The organism is Chitinophaga solisilvae, from assembly GCF_009928525.1.
Classification (GTDB): Bacteria; Bacteroidota; Bacteroidia; order Chitinophagales; family Chitinophagaceae; genus Chitinophaga; species Chitinophaga solisilvae.
Genome location: NZ_JAABOK010000019.1, coordinates 35,566 through 51,845, shown reverse-complemented (window position 1 = coordinate 51,845; position 16,280 = coordinate 35,566). Strand labels below are relative to the sequence as shown.

15 protein-coding genes are annotated in these 16,280 nt (G+C 50.6%); 10 read left to right on the top strand and 5 right to left on the bottom strand.

Annotation, left to right across the window (positions count from 1 at the left end; translation table 11 throughout):
• The 5 genes from GWG06_RS26975 to GWG06_RS26955 all read left to right on the top strand — a co-directional run.
• Positions 1–1,099, top strand: a 1,099-nt coding sequence (locus GWG06_RS26975) for a hypothetical protein (protein WP_160717479.1), incomplete at its 5' end; no start/stop codon positions are given.
• A gap of 60 nt (positions 1,100–1,159) precedes the next feature.
• Positions 1,160–2,791 (top strand): T9SS type B sorting domain-containing protein, encoded by a 1,632-nt coding sequence (locus GWG06_RS26970; protein ID WP_160717477.1) that lies wholly within the window; start codon positions 1,160–1,162, stop codon positions 2,789–2,791.
• An 18-nt stretch (positions 2,792–2,809) separates the two neighbouring features.
• Positions 2,810–3,433 carry a hypothetical protein gene (locus tag GWG06_RS26965; RefSeq protein ID WP_127039004.1) on the top strand — a complete coding sequence of 208 codons (624 nt, stop codon included), beginning with the start codon at positions 2,810–2,812 and terminating at the stop codon, positions 3,431–3,433.
• 12 nt (positions 3,434–3,445) lie between these two features.
• Positions 3,446–4,063 (top strand): hypothetical protein, encoded by a 618-nt coding sequence (locus GWG06_RS26960; RefSeq protein ID WP_160717475.1) that lies wholly within the window; start codon positions 3,446–3,448, stop codon positions 4,061–4,063.
• Positions 4,064–4,078: 15 nt separating this feature from the next.
• Positions 4,079–4,696, top strand: coding sequence for a hypothetical protein (locus GWG06_RS26955; protein WP_160717473.1), 618 nt, complete (start codon positions 4,079–4,081; stop codon positions 4,694–4,696).
• A 132-nt stretch (positions 4,697–4,828) separates the two neighbouring features.
• Here GWG06_RS26955 and GWG06_RS26950 read toward each other — a convergent pair whose 3' ends face one another.
• Positions 4,829–6,364, bottom strand: coding sequence for a SulP family inorganic anion transporter (locus GWG06_RS26950; protein WP_160717471.1), 1,536 nt, complete (start codon positions 6,362–6,364; stop codon positions 4,829–4,831).
• 36 nt (positions 6,365–6,400) lie between these two features.
• Complete coding sequence (locus GWG06_RS30740) at positions 6,401–6,535, bottom strand: hypothetical protein (protein WP_262888735.1); 135 nt, start codon at positions 6,533–6,535, stop codon at positions 6,401–6,403.
• 143 nt (positions 6,536–6,678) lie between these two features.
• On the opposite strand from GWG06_RS30740, the gene pxpB reads away from it, so the two are divergent.
• The 4 genes from pxpB to GWG06_RS26930 are packed head-to-tail and all read left to right on the top strand — an operon-like array spanning position 6,679 to position 10,277.
• Positions 6,679–7,389 (top strand): 5-oxoprolinase subunit PxpB, encoded by a 711-nt coding sequence (gene pxpB, locus GWG06_RS26945; RefSeq protein WP_160717469.1) that lies wholly within the window; start codon positions 6,679–6,681, stop codon positions 7,387–7,389.
• Positions 7,386–8,381, top strand: coding sequence for a 5-oxoprolinase subunit C family protein (locus GWG06_RS26940; protein WP_160717458.1), 996 nt, complete (start codon positions 7,386–7,388; stop codon positions 8,379–8,381). The genes pxpB and GWG06_RS26940 overlap by 4 nt, the downstream gene beginning before the upstream one ends.
• Positions 8,362–9,102: a 5-oxoprolinase subunit PxpA gene (locus tag GWG06_RS26935; protein ID WP_160717456.1), complete on the top strand. Its 741-nt coding sequence runs from the start codon at positions 8,362–8,364 to the stop codon at positions 9,100–9,102. Before GWG06_RS26940 ends, GWG06_RS26935 begins: the two co-directional genes overlap by 20 nt.
• Positions 9,099–10,277: an NRAMP family divalent metal transporter gene (locus tag GWG06_RS26930; protein ID WP_160717454.1), complete on the top strand. Its 1,179-nt coding sequence runs from the start codon at positions 9,099–9,101 to the stop codon at positions 10,275–10,277. The genes GWG06_RS26935 and GWG06_RS26930 overlap by 4 nt, the downstream gene beginning before the upstream one ends.
• Positions 10,278–10,298: 21 nt before the next feature.
• Here GWG06_RS26930 and GWG06_RS26925 read toward each other — a convergent pair whose 3' ends face one another.
• The gene (locus GWG06_RS26925) at positions 10,299–10,679 is read right to left on the bottom strand and encodes a DUF1801 domain-containing protein (RefSeq protein WP_127039028.1); all 381 of its coding nucleotides are present in this window, start codon (positions 10,677–10,679) and stop codon (positions 10,299–10,301) included.
• 589 nt (positions 10,680–11,268) lie between these two features.
• Between GWG06_RS26925 and GWG06_RS26920 the strand changes: the two genes are divergently transcribed.
• The gene (locus GWG06_RS26920; RefSeq protein ID WP_160717452.1) at positions 11,269–12,525 is read left to right on the top strand and encodes a M12 family metallopeptidase; all 1,257 of its coding nucleotides are present in this window, start codon (positions 11,269–11,271) and stop codon (positions 12,523–12,525) included.
• Between the two features lie 180 nt (positions 12,526–12,705).
• Here GWG06_RS26920 and GWG06_RS26915 read toward each other — a convergent pair whose 3' ends face one another.
• Positions 12,706–15,147: an outer membrane beta-barrel family protein gene (locus tag GWG06_RS26915; RefSeq protein ID WP_160717450.1), complete on the bottom strand. Its 2,442-nt coding sequence runs from the start codon at positions 15,145–15,147 to the stop codon at positions 12,706–12,708.
• Entirely contained in the window at positions 15,144–16,253 is a 1,110-nt protein-coding gene (locus GWG06_RS26910; protein ID WP_160717448.1) for a PepSY-associated TM helix domain-containing protein, read from the bottom strand. The genes GWG06_RS26915 and GWG06_RS26910 overlap by 4 nt, the downstream gene beginning before the upstream one ends.
• Positions 16,254–16,280 lie beyond the last annotated feature (27 nt).

Here is a 16,280-nt window from a genome sequence, read left to right as displayed (position 1 = left end):
CAGCGTGGGCAAACGTGGATTCATTGACTTATATGATGTCAATGGCAATGCAATAGCCAAATCTGACAGCAGCGTATTTAAGCACTTCAAAATCGGTATCAACAGCAAAGGATTCAGGGACAGCACCAGTACCGTTGTACTGGACTCCCTATCCCGTGGCCGCATCCGCGATAGTATCATCCAGATCACCGGAAGATCTACCAGAGACAGCCTCATCAAAAGCACCGTATTCAGAGACAGCATTTATACCAGGCTGCAAGGAAAAGCCGACAGCGTGGGTAAACGCGGATTCATTGATCTATATGATCTAAACGGCAATGCACTCGCCAAATCTGACAGCAGCGTATTTAAGCACTTCAAAATAGGTATCAACAGCAAAGGATTCAGGGACAGCACCAGTACCGTTGTACTTGACTCCCTATCCCGTGGCCGCATCAGGGACAGTATCATTCAGATAACCGGAAGATCTACCAGGGATAGCATCATCAAAAGCACCGTATTCAGAGACAGCATTTATACCAGGCTGCAAGGGAAAGCGGACAGCGTGGGTAAACGCGGATTCATTGACCTATATGATCTAAACGGTAATGCATTGAGCAAAGCTGACAGCAGCGTATTTAAACACTTCAAAATCGGTATCAACAGCAAAGGTTTCAGGGACAGTACCAGACAGGTAATCGTAGACAGCCTCGGCAGCCAGACCGTCCGCGAAACCCTCGCCAAAACACTGGTCACCCGCCCGGTAAAAGACACCATCCTGTCTATCGTCCGGAGCAACCCGGCCATGGCTAACCTCAAAGTTGTCTCCAATGCCGATTACACCGTTGCCGCCAACGATTACATCATCATCGTAAAAGATATGACCGCCACCCGCACCATTACCCTGCCGGAGCCGGCGGCCAGCGCCAACCGGATGCTTATCATCAACCAGTTCACCCCCTCGCAGACACTGAAATTCAATAAACAACTCAGCTATGCGGACGGCGTGCAATCTGACACACTACTCTCCTCCTTCACCGGAGGAGCCACCAACGGCGCATTGAAAGTCACGCTGATATCGGACGGAAACACCTGGTACGTTATCAGCTACACATTCTAATCAGCAACTGATATGATATTTAACATACAAGGCAGGCGTACAATGACAACCGTTTTATTTATGGCAGGAGCAATCACCATTGCTTCTGCCCAAACGGTTGTAAACAAAGGAACACTGCATATTACCGGTAATACCATCGTTTATTTCGGTGATGACTTCCTCAATGAAGGCAGCTACTACAATGACGGACAAACTACCTTCAAAAAGAATATGCAGAACAACGGTAACATCGCCGTTACTGACACCGGCGCCACCTATTTCAACGGCAACACCCTGCAGAAAATAACCGGATCTGTGCCGGCCAGCTTCTACAAGGCATTTATGAACAATACCACCACAGGAATCGCATATGAAACAGATCATGAAATGGGCATCCGACACGAAATGCATTTTATGAACGGCATCGTTAAAACAACCGGACAGGGAAAAGTATTATTCTTCAACGGCGCCAGACCAGTGAAGCCTTCCGATTACAGCCATGTTTCCGGCAGCGTCGCCAAAAAAGGAAATGAAGCATTCCTGTTTCCCATCGGCAACGATCAATATTACCGGCCAGCAGGCATCAGCGCCCCCCTGCAGGAAGATGAGATCATCAGCGCCAGCTATCATCTCCGGGATAATAACACTTCCCGCTATGATCCCCGATTAACAGATGATAAAACAGGAAAGGTAAATACCCGCGAATACTGGATACTTACCCGCGATGCAGGTAATACGCCCGTTGCCGTTACACTTACCTGGGATAAGGATAAAACAGGTACGGTCGTGGCATCCCTCCCCGCACTGCTGACCGCCCGCTGGAACGGACAACGCTGGGAAAATGCCGGCGCTGCTAACGTGAACGGCACCAGCACACAGGGGGCCATTGCCAGTAACCCTGCCAGTAAACTGGGACCGTTTACCTTCTCGGAACTGTTGCGGAAAGCCATCATCGGGCTGGCGCAGATTGCCAGCGAACCGCTGCCGCAACCAGACCAGACCTACTCCGTTACATTCACGCTGATCCTGCGTAATATGGGCGACCTGCCGCTGGACAGCGTGACGCTTACCCATAACATCGCCAACACCTTCCCCTTCCCGATGAAATTTAAACGCAGCGGTATCATCACCACCGGCGGAGAACTGGTGCCGAATGAAGGATTTGACGGGAATGCCGATATCGCCTTACTGAAAGAACTGAGCAAACTCGCTCCCAATCAGCAAGACACCGTTACTTTCAAAGTCAGCATTGCGCCGGAAGGCCGCTACGGCACCTTCTACAGCTCAGCTCAGGTTGCAGGCAAAAACGGAGATCTCATCGTAAAAGACCTCTCCAACAACGGCGAAATCATGCCCCCCGGTAACAACGGCGATCCTACCGCCTACAACGAGCCTACGCCAGTGACACTGAAAATGCTGAAAATAAAAATACCGGAAGGTATCTCTCCTAACGGAGACGGGAAAAATGACAGGCTTGTAATTGATGGCCTCGAACCCAATGATCAGGTAGATATGAAAATATTCAACCGCTGGGGAGATGCCGTTTACGAAAATCCGGACTACCGCAACAGCTGGGACGGCCGCGCCAACCGCGGATTACGTATCGGCGACCAGCTTCCGGACGGCACCTATTATTATGTCATCACCATAAAAGATAAAACGCAGCCCGGTAAAATCCAGCGCTTCGTCGGATTCCTGACACTGATGCGTTAATCTTAAAAACTATTCAGCATGAGATACCTCTTTCTGCTATCATTATTTCTGCCGGTACTGCTGCATGCACAGACACCGGTTCCGCCTGACGTGAAAGTAGCCACCGGCAAAAAAACCGCTCCCCGAGGCAGCATGGACATCAATGGCAGTTTATACATCAGTGGGAAACTGTTTGTGGAAAACATGGGAAGCGCCGACAAACAGGCCGCCCTCGTGGGCATCGACAGTAAAAACCGTATTGTAAAAATAGCTCCCAACAACGGAGGCAGCAACGTACTACCCATCAACGTCATCTCTTACGAATTAAAAAATGTAAACCTGGACTGGGTCAATGATTTTGACACCAAAATATCAGGTACAGATTACGTGGTAACCATTGCAGCCTATGATCTCCTGGATCCTATTGTAGTGAGCAACAACCGGGCAATGGCGCCCATACGTATTGAAACGTGGGTAGATGCCAATACCAAAACATGGCACCTGGCAGCAGATTATGTAGGTACAGCCCCTACGGTGAACAGTACCTGGAATCTTTTCCTGCTGGTAATGAATAAAAGTCTGGCTAAAACATTATCCACCATTACAGAAGATTTTGGCGGTAACGCCACTAAAACTGCGGCACAATCGCCCACCGGTCTTTAATGCATAAACTTTATGATGATGAAATACATGTTGCTATTATGGCTCTTCCTTCCGGTTGCTGCCCTCCGGGCACAGACTGCCGTACCTGCAGTAGGCGTTGGAAAAGCTTCGCCACGGCAGCAAATGGACATTAACGGAGACGTATATATGAAAGATACCCTTGTTGTAGACGGCATGATTACCTCCAACAGCAAAGTGCCGCTGCTGGGCATCAGCCAGAACAACGAAATCGTTAAAATCCTGACGCGCAAAGGTAATACCACCTCCTTCAACTTCCTCTCCTACTCGCTCTCAGACATCGGCGGAGATGGCAGCAGGGTTACGGATTTCGATACCGGCATCCCTGTCAGCGATTTCGTACTGTCTATCGCCGGATATACGTTTGACCGGAAGGTAAGTCTGACTACCGATAATAAAGTACCACCCGTAAAGATCAGGCTGTTCCAGAGCAACAGCACCTGGCATATCAACCTCGACTATACGGGCGGTAAATCCGTGGAAGGTAACGGCACCTGGAATATCAGCATCCTGGCGGTAAATAAAATTATCTCCAATATGCTGACACCCATCTCAGTTGATTTCAAGGGAAGTAATAACGGCAGTGCTCCCGCAGCACCTGCCGGTATCTGATCCTAAATAATATTCATGATGAAATATACTTCTTCTTTACTGCTGATACTCTGTCTGTTCAGCACCGCCATAAAAGCCCAGCAACCCAGAATAGGCCTGGGTACCAAGTCGCCGCGCGGCACCTGGGATATAAACGGCGACGTATACACGAAAAATAAACTGTTCGCCGACAACATGGCCGTGGCACAGGAAAGCGTTGGATCGCTGGGTATTCTGCCCACCGGCGAAATCGTGAAAATAGCAACGGTCAACAATGCATCTACCATCAATCTGATCACCTATAACCTGAACAATGTATCTAAAACAAAGATCAGCGATTATGATACAAAGATTGATACTTCCAGATACATTATTGCCCTGGTAGGGCTGGTGTTCAATAAGTTCGTCAGGCTACCGCAGGTAAACAGCACCAATGTAGTGCCGCCGATCACAGCCCGCGTATTTCCCACTGCCACTAAAACCTGGCACCTGGCACTGGACTATAACGGCGCTACAACAGACGATAATACCAACGGCAACTGGAAAGTACAGGTGCTGGTCATCAGTAAAAGCATTGCAGAAATATATCCCCTGATCTCAGTGCCTTTTAAAGGCGGTACTACAGGCACGGCATCACCACCGGCGGATATGTAACACCTCTTTCGATACACCCATTAATTGGCATGGACAAAAATGGGCTAATCTGTATACTCCACCATTCCTGGTGGAGTTTTTTTTTACGCCATAACATGAATAGCCTGCCGGCAACTGTAAAAGAAGCCGGACTTATTTGTCTGTAGCCACCCTGTACTCCGGATCTTCCAGAATATTCACCTCAATTACAGATGATGCATTTTTCAGCAACCGGCGGCAGTCTTCACTCAGATGCCGCAAGTGCAGTTTCTTACCTGCCTTGTGATATCGTTCTGTCAGTTTATGCAAAGCATCAATGGCGCTCATATCGGCCACACGGCTTTCTTTAAAATCTACGATTACTTCTGCAGGATCATGCTGCACATCAAACTTTTCCAGGAAGGCAGTAACAGCGCCAAAGAACAATGGGCCATAGATTTCGTAATGCCTGATACCCTTTTCATCCGTGTATTTCCGGGCACGTATCCTTTTCGCGCTTTCCCATGCAAATACAAGCGCAGCCACCACTACCCCGATGAGTACCGCCAGCGCCAGGTTATGCAGCCATATCGTAATTACCGCCACCAGTATACCCACCGCAATATCATGGCGCGGCATCTTATTGATGATACGCAAACTGATCCACTCAAAAGTGCCGATAGCCACCATCATCATCACACCCACCAGGGCCGCCATAGGCACACGTTCTATCACCGGCGCACCGCACAGGATAATCACGAGTATAGTCAGCGCAGCTATAATACCGGACAGGCGCGCCCTGGAACCCGCCGACAGGTTGACAAAAGATTGCGCGATCATAGCGCATCCGCCCATACCGGTGAAGAAACCGTTTACTACATTGGCTGTTCCCTGTGCCACAGCTTCTTTATTACCTCTTCCCTTAGTACCTGTAATTTCATCTACCACATTCAGGGTAAGCAGACTTTCAATCAATCCTACTCCTGCCATCACCAGTGAATACGGGAAGATAATTTTCAGCATGTCCCAGCCAAATGATACCTCCGGAATATGAAAAGGCGGAAAACCACCGCTGACAGATGCAATATCCTTTACTGTTTTAGTGTGGATACCCAGGCCCCATACCAGCAGGAATACCACCACAATAGCCACCAGAGATGCCGGTACCGCTTTGGTGATGCGGGGAAAAGCCATCACGATCAGCACCGTTAATACCACCAGACCCAGCATTGTCCATAATGCAGGTCCGGACAGCCACTCCATTCCATTGGCAGTGGCGACCTTAAACTGTGCCAGCTGCGCCATGAAGATGATTACCGCCAGGCCATTTACAAAACCGTACATCACAGGCTGCGGTACCAGCCGGATGAATTTACCCAGGCGGAATACCCCGACCAGTATCTGCAGCAAACCTGCCAGTACAACGGCGGCAAATACATACTCCACGCCGTGCGACTGCATCAGCGCGATCAATACTACCGCCGTTGCACCGGCGCCACCGGATACCATTCCCGGACGGCCGCCCAGTACTGCGGTAATCAGCCCCATCAGGAAGGCGGCATACAAACCGGTTAACGGGGAGAATCCTGCCAGGATAGCAAACGAAAGAGATTCAGGAATCATCGTCATGGCTACGGTTAATCCGGCCAGTACTTCAGTTTTGTAATCAACCCGCTGCTTTAAATCAAATAAATTCAGGTAAGCTTTCATGCAAGTGAAAGTTTGAGAAATATGGAAGAATAAAAATTATGCGTACATTAAATAGTGGGGTAGTCCGCCGGATACAGCGGACAACCCTGGCATTGCCAGTGTAATGCCTGTCATGGTGGCGTAACCGGAGAAGATATAATCGTACTGTTCATCGGCCGCAAAACTAGGCAAAAATGCGGGAAAAGTAAACCCTGCAGCACCATACTGCCGTTATTAAAATGGCTGACCTGTTATTTCGCAATGCCTGCGCTCTATTCCTGAAAATAATACCCCTGCCTTCATTTTTTGCAGCGGTAAAACATTATCTTGTTAGCATGAATCCTGAGTATGTCATCAACCCGCTGGGAGACAGCGCCATCATTGTAACATGGGAACAGCGGATAGATCCTGCCGTTCACGCGGAAGTCATGAAGACATACTATCACCTCCGGTCATTGACATCTCCCTATATTACCGATCTGATACCAGCCTACGCATCCTTAACCATCGTGTTCAATACCGCGCAGCTCAGGTACAGCGGGCATAAGCCGGCTATGCAATGGATGATGGCCTGGGTCCGCGAACAGGTAAAACATCCTGAAAACAGGGATATACCCGCGCCACGTGAGCTGCATATCCCGGCATGCTATGACCCGTCGCTCGCACCGGATATAACAGAGATGGCTGCGTCCAGGCAGGTAGCTATAAACGATATTATTGCATGGCATACGCAGACTGTTTACACCGTGTATCTGACAGGGTTTCTGCCCGGATTTCCCTACATGGGCAAAGTATGCGCAGCGCTGGAAACGCCCCGCAGAAAACAACCACGGCTGCAGGTGCCTGCAGGCAGTATCGGTATTGCAGGAGCGCAGACAGGCATTTACCCCATCACCTCCCCCGGAGGCTGGAATATCATCGGGCAAACACCCTTGCGCATGTTCAGCACAACAGCCGAAGAGCCCTGTTATTGCAGACCCGGCGATAAGGTCAGGTTCATACCGGTTACACTGGAAGTTTTCAGACAGATACAACAGGAGCAATGAGCATAACAGTTATACAACAGGGTATATCAGATACCATACAGGATACAGGCAGATACGGCTATCAGCACCTGGGCATCAATCCGGGAGGTGCAATGGATCGTATAGCCATGGCCGTAGCCAACAGCCTCACAGGCAACAGCGCCGGTGAAGCCGTCATTGAGCTGCACTTTCCTGCAGGCAGGTATCTTTTTGAGACCGCAGCCATTATCGCCTTATCAGGCGCTGATTTCGGCGCAGCCGTCAACAACATACCTGTTCCCGTCAACAAACCCGTATATGTTCCCGCTGCGGCTACGCTGTCTTTCACCAGGCCACATGCCGGAGCGCGTTGCTACCTTGCCGTCCGTCACGGGTTTGCACTCACGCCCTGGCTGGGTAGCTGCAGTACACACCTGAAAGTGGCGATGGGCGGGTTTGCCGGAAGGGCGTTACACAAAGGCGACAGGATAGCGTTGAACAACACGCAGCTGCTGCTGCCCGACGCGCAGCTGAAAATATTACCCTGGACAGCAGGCACACAATCGTTGTATAATCACGCTGCCATCCGCATATTACCCGGCAGCTGCTGGCAGTTGCCGGACGAAGCCTCCCGGCAGCAGCTGTTAACCGGCAGCTTCCGGATAGCGCAGCACAGCGACCGCATGGGATTCCGGCTGAACGGCCCCGCCATGCATACCCTCCGCAAAGAAGAACAGCTCTCTGCCGGTGTATGCAGGGGAGCCATACAGCTGCTTCCTGACGGCCAGCTGATTATACTCATGGCCGATCACCAGACCACCGGCGGATACCCGCTGATAGCGCATATCATTACAGCAGATATTCCGGCACTGGCCCAACGCCAGCCGGGACAATCAATACAGTTCAGCGCCGTCACAGGCGAAACAGCCGAAGAGCTGCTGTGGCAGCAGGAAAAACAATTGCGTTATCTGCAGCATGCCTGCAGGTTACGCCTGGAAAAATGGTTATTACAATATGAAGCACATCGATCTTAATTGCGACATGGGCGAAGGGCTGGACAACGATGCCGCCATCATGCCTTTTATCAGCAGCGCCAACATCGCCTGCGGGTATCATGCCGGCAGCACAGACATCATGAAGAAAACCGTACTGCTGGCCGCTGAACACCAGGTAGCCGTAGGAGCGCATCCCGGATTCGCGGACCCGGAACATTTCGGACGCAGGGAGCAGCACCTGACAGACACGGCGCTCTATGATCTCGTAGCTACGCAGATATATGCCTTACAGACCATTTGCCGGACGCATAACATACCGCTGCATCATGTGAAGCCGCATGGCGCTTTGTATAATATGGCCGCCCGCTCACTTCCGATGGCACAGATTATTGCACGCGCCGTTAAGGATATTGACAGCCGCCTGCAGCTTTTCGGGCTGAGTAACAGCTTTCTGATAAGCGCAGCAGCGGCCGCAGGACTGCATACTGTCAGCGAAGTATTTGCCGACCGCACCTATCAGCCCGACGGCTCGCTCACTCCCCGTACACAACCCGGCGCTATGATCGAAAACGAAACACAGGCCATTCAGCAGGTATTGCAGATGGTAGCCCATCAGGAAGTAACCACGCTGCAGGGCACAGTGGTTCCGCTGACAGCCCAGACCATCTGCATACACGGAGACGGCCCCCATGCAGTTACCTTTGCCGGCAACATTCACCAGGCATTGCTTCATCATCACCTAACCATACAACATCCGTGAGTAAACAAAAATCTTCCGCTATCCTGGGCGCCGCCTTCCTGATGGCTACCTCTGCTATCGGTCCGGGTTTCCTGACACAAACCACCGTCTTCACCTGGCAGCTGGGCGCCGCCTTCGGCTTTGTGGTACTCATCTCCATCCTGCTGGACATCGGCGCACAACTCAATATCTGGCGCGTGCTGGCCATCACCGAACGCAGAGCACAGGACCTGGCCAACGACCTGCTGCCCGGACTCGGTTACCTGCTGGCAGCGCTGGTAGTACTCGGCGGACTGGCATTCAACATTGGTAATATAGGCGGATGCGGCCTCGGCATACAGGTGATGACCGGGATGGATACGCTGTATGGCGCACTGCTCAGCTGCTTTATCGCCTTGTTCATTTTCTGGATAAAGGAAATCGGTTATATGCTGGATCAGTTCACCCGATGGCTGGGTATACTGATGGTACTGCTGACGATCTATATCGCCGTCAGCTCTCATCCGCCGCTCGGAGAGGCGCTGCGGCAAACGGTATGGCCATCTGTGATTGATACCAAAGCTATTGTAACACTGGTAGGCGGTACAGTAGGCGGCTACATCAGCTTCGCCGGAGCGCACCGCCTGCTGGATGCAGGCATCAGCGGCGCCGCGCAGTTACGCAGCGTCAACCGGAGCGCGGTAAGTGGTATTCTCATTACCGGTATTATGCGCACCGTATTATTCCTGGCAACACTGGGCGTAGTAGCTAAAGGCGTGGCCCTGGACAGCAGCAATCCGCCGGCATCAGTATTCCGCATGGTTGCCGGCGTGGCAGGCTACCGTTTCTTCGGGGTGGTGATGTGGAGCGCCGCTATCACCTCGGTAGTAGGAGCCGCCTATACATCAGTATCCTTTCTCAAAACATTTCATCCGCTCATTGTCGTCTATGAACGCTGGATTATTTCCTTCTTCATTATCTTTTCTACCGTCATCTTTATCTTCGCCGGAAACCCGGTACAGCTGCTGATTACAGCCGGCGCCCTAAACGGGCTCATTCTGCCCGTTGCCCTAACGGTTATCCTGATTGCCACGGTAAAAAAGAAAATGATGGGCGCTTACCGGTATCCGCTGTGGATGCAGATAGCAGGATGGTGCGTAGTCCTGGTAATGGGATGGCTCTGTATTGTTACACTGGCCGGATGGCTGAAGCAATAAAGCGTATATGCGCCACCGTTACTACGGCTGCAGGCGTTCCCTGCAGGCTGCCAGGGCAGCGCGGATCATGGCTGCCAACGACGGGTCAGCAATGATATGATCATCGGTGATGTCCACATACCGGGATATCTTACCAGCGCCTTTCAGGATACCCTGCGGATCCGGCAATGATATGCCTTTGTAGAACCCCAGCTTCACCCCTTTCTGCGAAGGAATGATGGTACATACCAGCGCTGCATACGTTTGCCCGTAGCAGTAGGCAATCATCCGCGCAGGCATATCCGGCTGCTCAGTAACACCCGGCAACAACTCCAGCAAAAGCTGACGCAGTTGCTGCGCACGCACGGCTACCGGCGCAGGATAACCGGACAGGAAAGTTAAAATATCATCGTCCTTTTTCATAAACAGGCAGGTAAAGTATATTGTAAGTTACAACAGAGAGATATACGGGCACTTTTTTCTTTGGCTTTTATATTTATTTTAAATAACTTAGTTGAGCAAATCTGATCGCGTTTATTTAACCCGGAAATTAACATGTTACTGATCTGTTGTAGCGTATTGTCAACCAGTCGAATTAGCCGAGTGAATTAATTTCCAGCAATGTTTACTGACATAGTTGTTTTCCGGAGATGGAAGCACCTATCTTCATGTAACTCCCTGACTGCAGCCACCACCGCTGTTTACAGGACTATGCTATTTATTAACTATCCGGCTGAAAACATTTTCTGACAACCTTATTTCAATAGTCAGCTTTCATGAATATTTCCATCAAAGAGCACCCGGTTACAAAACAAAAACAGTGAATAGCCAATGACATCAACCCGGTATAATCAGCATCCTTCCTGCCGGAAGCGGCTGTTTATATGTATGTAGTTACATCAGAAAAACCAATGAACCACAGTGGCCTTTCCTCCGTCTGCACGGAGGCTGACCTTTCTTTATCATCCATCATCACCGTACATTTTTATCACCGTATAAATGAGTACAATCTATGAGCACTATTAAGTTTTCGCACGCATGGGTAATGGTTCCGGTTATGGCTGTTACCCTTTTCTCCTGCAGAAAAAATGATGCCACTACCGGCAGTGAACAACAAAACGCATCTCCATGGGATGCAAAAGCAGAAGTCTATCACCCCAGGCAGAGCGGTAATACGATCGAAGCGTATTATCGCGGCAACCTGGTACAGCTGCTGGAAATTGAAAATGGAAAGTACCTGCTGGGTGGCGACATTGTGCTGAAAAAAACGGATATCCGGATGCCCGGTAGTCCGCTTACAGAAAGCACTATCAACGGCGGCACCTGGAGCAACAAAACCATCTATTACCGGTTTGACCCTTCCGCTTCAGACACCCTTACCACCGTTATGTGGCCTGCTGCCATCCAGATGTGGACCAGTGCAGGCCTTGGACTGCAGTTTGTGGAAGATGTCAGTGAAACACAACAGGAATACATCCTGCTGCAGCAAAACAGCGATGGCAGCGCTTATGCAACCAGCATCGGCGCACCCGGCGGCGAAATGGTTATTTCAATAGACCCGACTGCCTTTGCCAGCGGTAATGTGGCGCATGAAATAGGACACGCATTAGGCCTCGAACATGAACAAACCAGGCATGACAGGGACCTGTTTGTGAATGTTAACACCTCCGGACTTAGTGCCAACTGGGCTTATCAGTACAATATCAAATCAGCTGCCACCCCGGTCGGATCGTTTGACTTCAGTTCTATCATGCTATATCCCAGCCAGGCAAACCGCCTCACTAAAACAGATGGAACAGGCTGGCCCTACAACCGCCGCAACCTGTCTGCCACAGACATTCTTGGTATCAGGTACAAATACAATATCACCACCTACACCAGCAACGGCACGTATGAATTACTCGCCGGACTAAACGGCAGTAAGGTCCTTACAACCGACAGCCTGATCTCAGTCCTCCGGGCAGATACTTCCAGTAATTCAGCCAGACAAAGATGGAGAGTCAGCCATCAAAGTAACGGATATTATAAAATCACCGCCTGGAGCGACTCTACCAAAAGCCTTACCCGCTCAGACACCAATGTTGCTCTCCGTACCTACACCGGCACCAGCAACCAACAATGGGCCATTGTACCCGCCTACCTCAGCAATTCATTCCGGCTTGTCAGCAGATCCTCCAATAAAGCCTGCGCCGGACTGGATACCGCAGGTTTGAAAATCAGGAATTTCGCGAGAGACTCGTCGCAGCAGTGGAGTTTGAGGAAACTTTAAGATAATTTAATTACGAATTGCGAATTACGAATTACGAATGTAGAAGCGAAGATTTAATCGGAGATCAAAAGAGATATTTAATAGTTATCTTCTTTAATCTCCGATTAAATCTTCGCTTCTACATTCGTAATTCGCAATTTGTAATTCGTAATTAATGTTTCACCAGATATATTTTCCTTTCTACTTTAATCTTCCTTTCAGCTCTTCACTGCCGGTGCTACGCCTGCCTTTGTCCTGCGTGCCGCTTCCGAAGCGGTAGCTGAAAGAGAGCATACAGGACCTGGAGTCGAAGCGGTTATCGTTATAAGTATATATGTTGTTATAGAGAGAATACTCTTTTATACGGCGGCTGCGGAAAATATCATTTACCAGCAGCTTGATGGTTCCTTTGCCTTTCAGCACTTCCCGCTGTGCGCCGGCCGAAATCATGTAATAAGATTTTGTGGTGAATACGCCCGACACTTCGCTGGTGCGGAACAGGGCATTCAGTTCCGCTTTCCAGCGGCTGCTGATGGTAAAGGTGTTCTGCGAATCGAAGGTGAAGCTGCCGCCTTTAAACACCTGTTTGCCGGCCGCGCCTGCGCTGAATGTATTATGAAACAGGTTGATGAACTGCGAACCTTTCCACCACCTCGTAAAATCGGTGGCAGCAGTAATGCTCAGGCCGTAATTGGTGAAGCTGGCCAGGTTTTCCGGGCGTGTATACATAACCGTATGATCCTGTGCAGCGCCTACCAGGTTACTGATGACGTCTGTACTTCTGCTGTAGGTCAGCGTAGCATGGTAAACAGACCTGAAGGTGTAGCTCATCTCCGCCGTATTGGCAATGGCAGGCAGCAGGTAAGGGTTTCCTTCTTCATAGTTAAACGGATCAGCATACAGGCGGAACGGATTCAGGTCCCAGTAGCCGGGCCTTTCAATGCGCCGGCTATAGCTCAGCTGCAGTTTATGATGATCGTTGAATTCGCGGCTGAGGAATATGGAAGGGAACAATTTGAAGTAGCTGCGGGTAGCTACGGAATCTGTGGTGATCTGATGGCCGCGGGTATGCGTATATTCTCCGCGCAGGCCGGCCTGTATGCTGAACTTGCCGTATGTCTGCTTCAGGTTCACATAGCCGGCCTGTATATGTTCCTGATAAATGAAGTGATTGCTGGCGCTGTGATCCGGCTCATACGCGTGGTTATGCAGCGTATCATACTGCAGGTTGTTCTCTGTTTTCACGTAACTGCCTTTCCATCCGGCTTCCAGTTTCCCGGCTTTGCCCAGCGGTAATGCGTAATCGGTTTTCAGTACATAGATATTGTTCTCCGAGGGGATGTCTCCCTTCCTGCTGCCGGCAGCGGGAAGCGGCGTTCCGTCCTGCGCATGGTAACGGGTGTCCAGCTGCTGCTTCATGCGGGAGTAATGGCTGACATAGTCCGCATCCACCGTTACTTCGTGGCCTTTATCATTAAAGCGGTGCAGGTAGCTGACGTTATAGAGCAGGTCGAGCCAGTTTTCCTTCCCGGTGGTAGCCGTGCGGGCATCCTGCAGGCGTGTATGGTCCGTCAGCCCTGTCAGCAGGTTCTGTGTCTGCTGCACTACAGGATATTTCCCTGCGTTACCGCTCACCTGCAGCCCTATGGTATTGCGGGCATTGATGGTAACGTCTGCGCCTGCACGAAAATCATGCGCGCGCAGGCGGGCGGTTTCGTTATTGGTCTGCTCCCTGCGGAAGGTATGGTTTTCAAATTCCCGCAGGGTGATATAATCATTTTTCAGGTCTTCGAAGATGTAGTTATAACTGCCGAAAACATTTAATTTTCCGGTGCTGTAGTTCGTACTGACATTGCCGCCGCCGCGCGCTCCCCTTCCGGCGCCGCCGTTAACGGATACTGTACCGTTGAAATCATCTTTCGTACTTTTCTTCATCACAATATTAACGATACCTCCTTTTCCGGAAGCGTCGTACCTGGCCGAAGGATTGGTCATGATTTCTATCCTGGAGATATTGCCGGAGGCCGTACCTCTCAGCAGATTGGCCAGCTGGTTGCCGGTAAGGTAGGCAGGCTTGCCGTTAATCATCACCAGCGTGCCGGGCCTGCCTTTCAGGCTTACATTCCCGCTGTTATCTACCGTTACGCCCGGCATCTTCGCCAGCAATTCCAGTGCGGTGCTGCCTTCTGCCAGTACACTGTTTTCAATGCGCATCACTGTTTTATCCATCTGTTGTTCTACTGCAGGCCGGCCTCCGCTGATGTGCACCGCCTGCAACATACGCTGATGGCGTGTCAGCACAACATCCGGCAGCTGATGCAACGCTGTGCCCTCCGGCAAGGTAAACTGCGGGCCGGTATAGGCCAGGTGTTCCATGCTGCTTACTTTCAGCAGGTAGCTGCCTTTTGCTGCCGCCGGCAGCTGGAAGTAGCCTGCAGTATCACTGATGGCGGTGGAAACCCGCTGCGAGTCCGGCAGATGCAGCAGGAGTACTCCCGCAAACGGCACCGCCTCTCCCTGATTATCTGTAACCCTGCCGGCTATACGTTGCTGCGCCTGCGCTGTAAAATACGTCAGCAGCAGGAGGCATAACAACAGCCATCTCCCCGTAAAAAATATATTATGTCGTGTTATTATTTTCATGATGTAACTTTTCTGCCGCTTTTCTTTCCCCGGTGCCACCAGATATAAAAGCCCGTAACAGGCAGACTGGCGCAGATAAGACTTCCCAGGAAATAAAGCAGCTTGGTGGCAAAGCCACCGATGGCTCCTACATGCAGGCCGTAGTTGGCTTTGCGCAGCTGGCCCGCAAAAGGAAGATCTGTGATTCTTTTGTTGGAAGATGGTAACAGCTCCAGGTTGTTAGGATCCATATAAAGATCCCGCCAGATGCCCATCTTCATATCCGTACAGAGGTATATAGGTTCATCTTCCTCATCCGGGAAGGAAGCGATAATGTCATGCTTATTGTACATGGCAATTTCATGGCGTACTTTGTTCCAGGCTTCATCCACCCGCAAACGGATGGCATGCTGCGGATAAGGCGCTACATGCGCTGCTTCCCGCCGCTCCATCGTTTTACCGCCGGTAAGCCAGTACACGCTTTTTGAAAACCACGACAGCCCCATAATCATACCGGTGGCCGCCATCACAAATGCTACCAGCAGCGCGTAAAATCCCAGTACATTATGCAGGTCATAATTCAGCCGCTTCCACTTCGCTTTCCATTTCACCTTGAAACTGTTATTCACGCCGGCTTTATTCCATTTCTTCGGAAACCATAAGACGATGCCGCTCAGCAACAGCAGAAAGAATATAAAAGTACTCCAGCTGACAACAGCATGGCCTATTTTACGGCCCATCCATAAACTGGTATGTCCCTCTTCCATGAAACTGAAAAAGTCATGATGCGGTTTCACCGCCAGCAATGCGCCGGTGTAAGGATTTACGTATAAGGTAGAATCCGCAGCCAGACTGATATGCGCGGCCCTGTTCAGGCCATGATACCATACGGAATAAATTTCCCGGCCGGGAAATGCTGCGGCAGCCGTTTCATACAACCGGGAAGGCGGCAGCAGCAGGTGTTCTTCCTGGGGAGCAATACGCAGTTCCGGATTCAACAGGTCTTTCAGCTCCTGCTCAAAAACAATAAAACAGCCGGTGATGCTGATAACAAATACAAGTATACCTGAAACAAGCCCCAGCCACAGATGTAACCAGGCATTTACCTTTTTAAACAGTTTCTTCATATTATACAACAAGGGACGCCCTTTCAG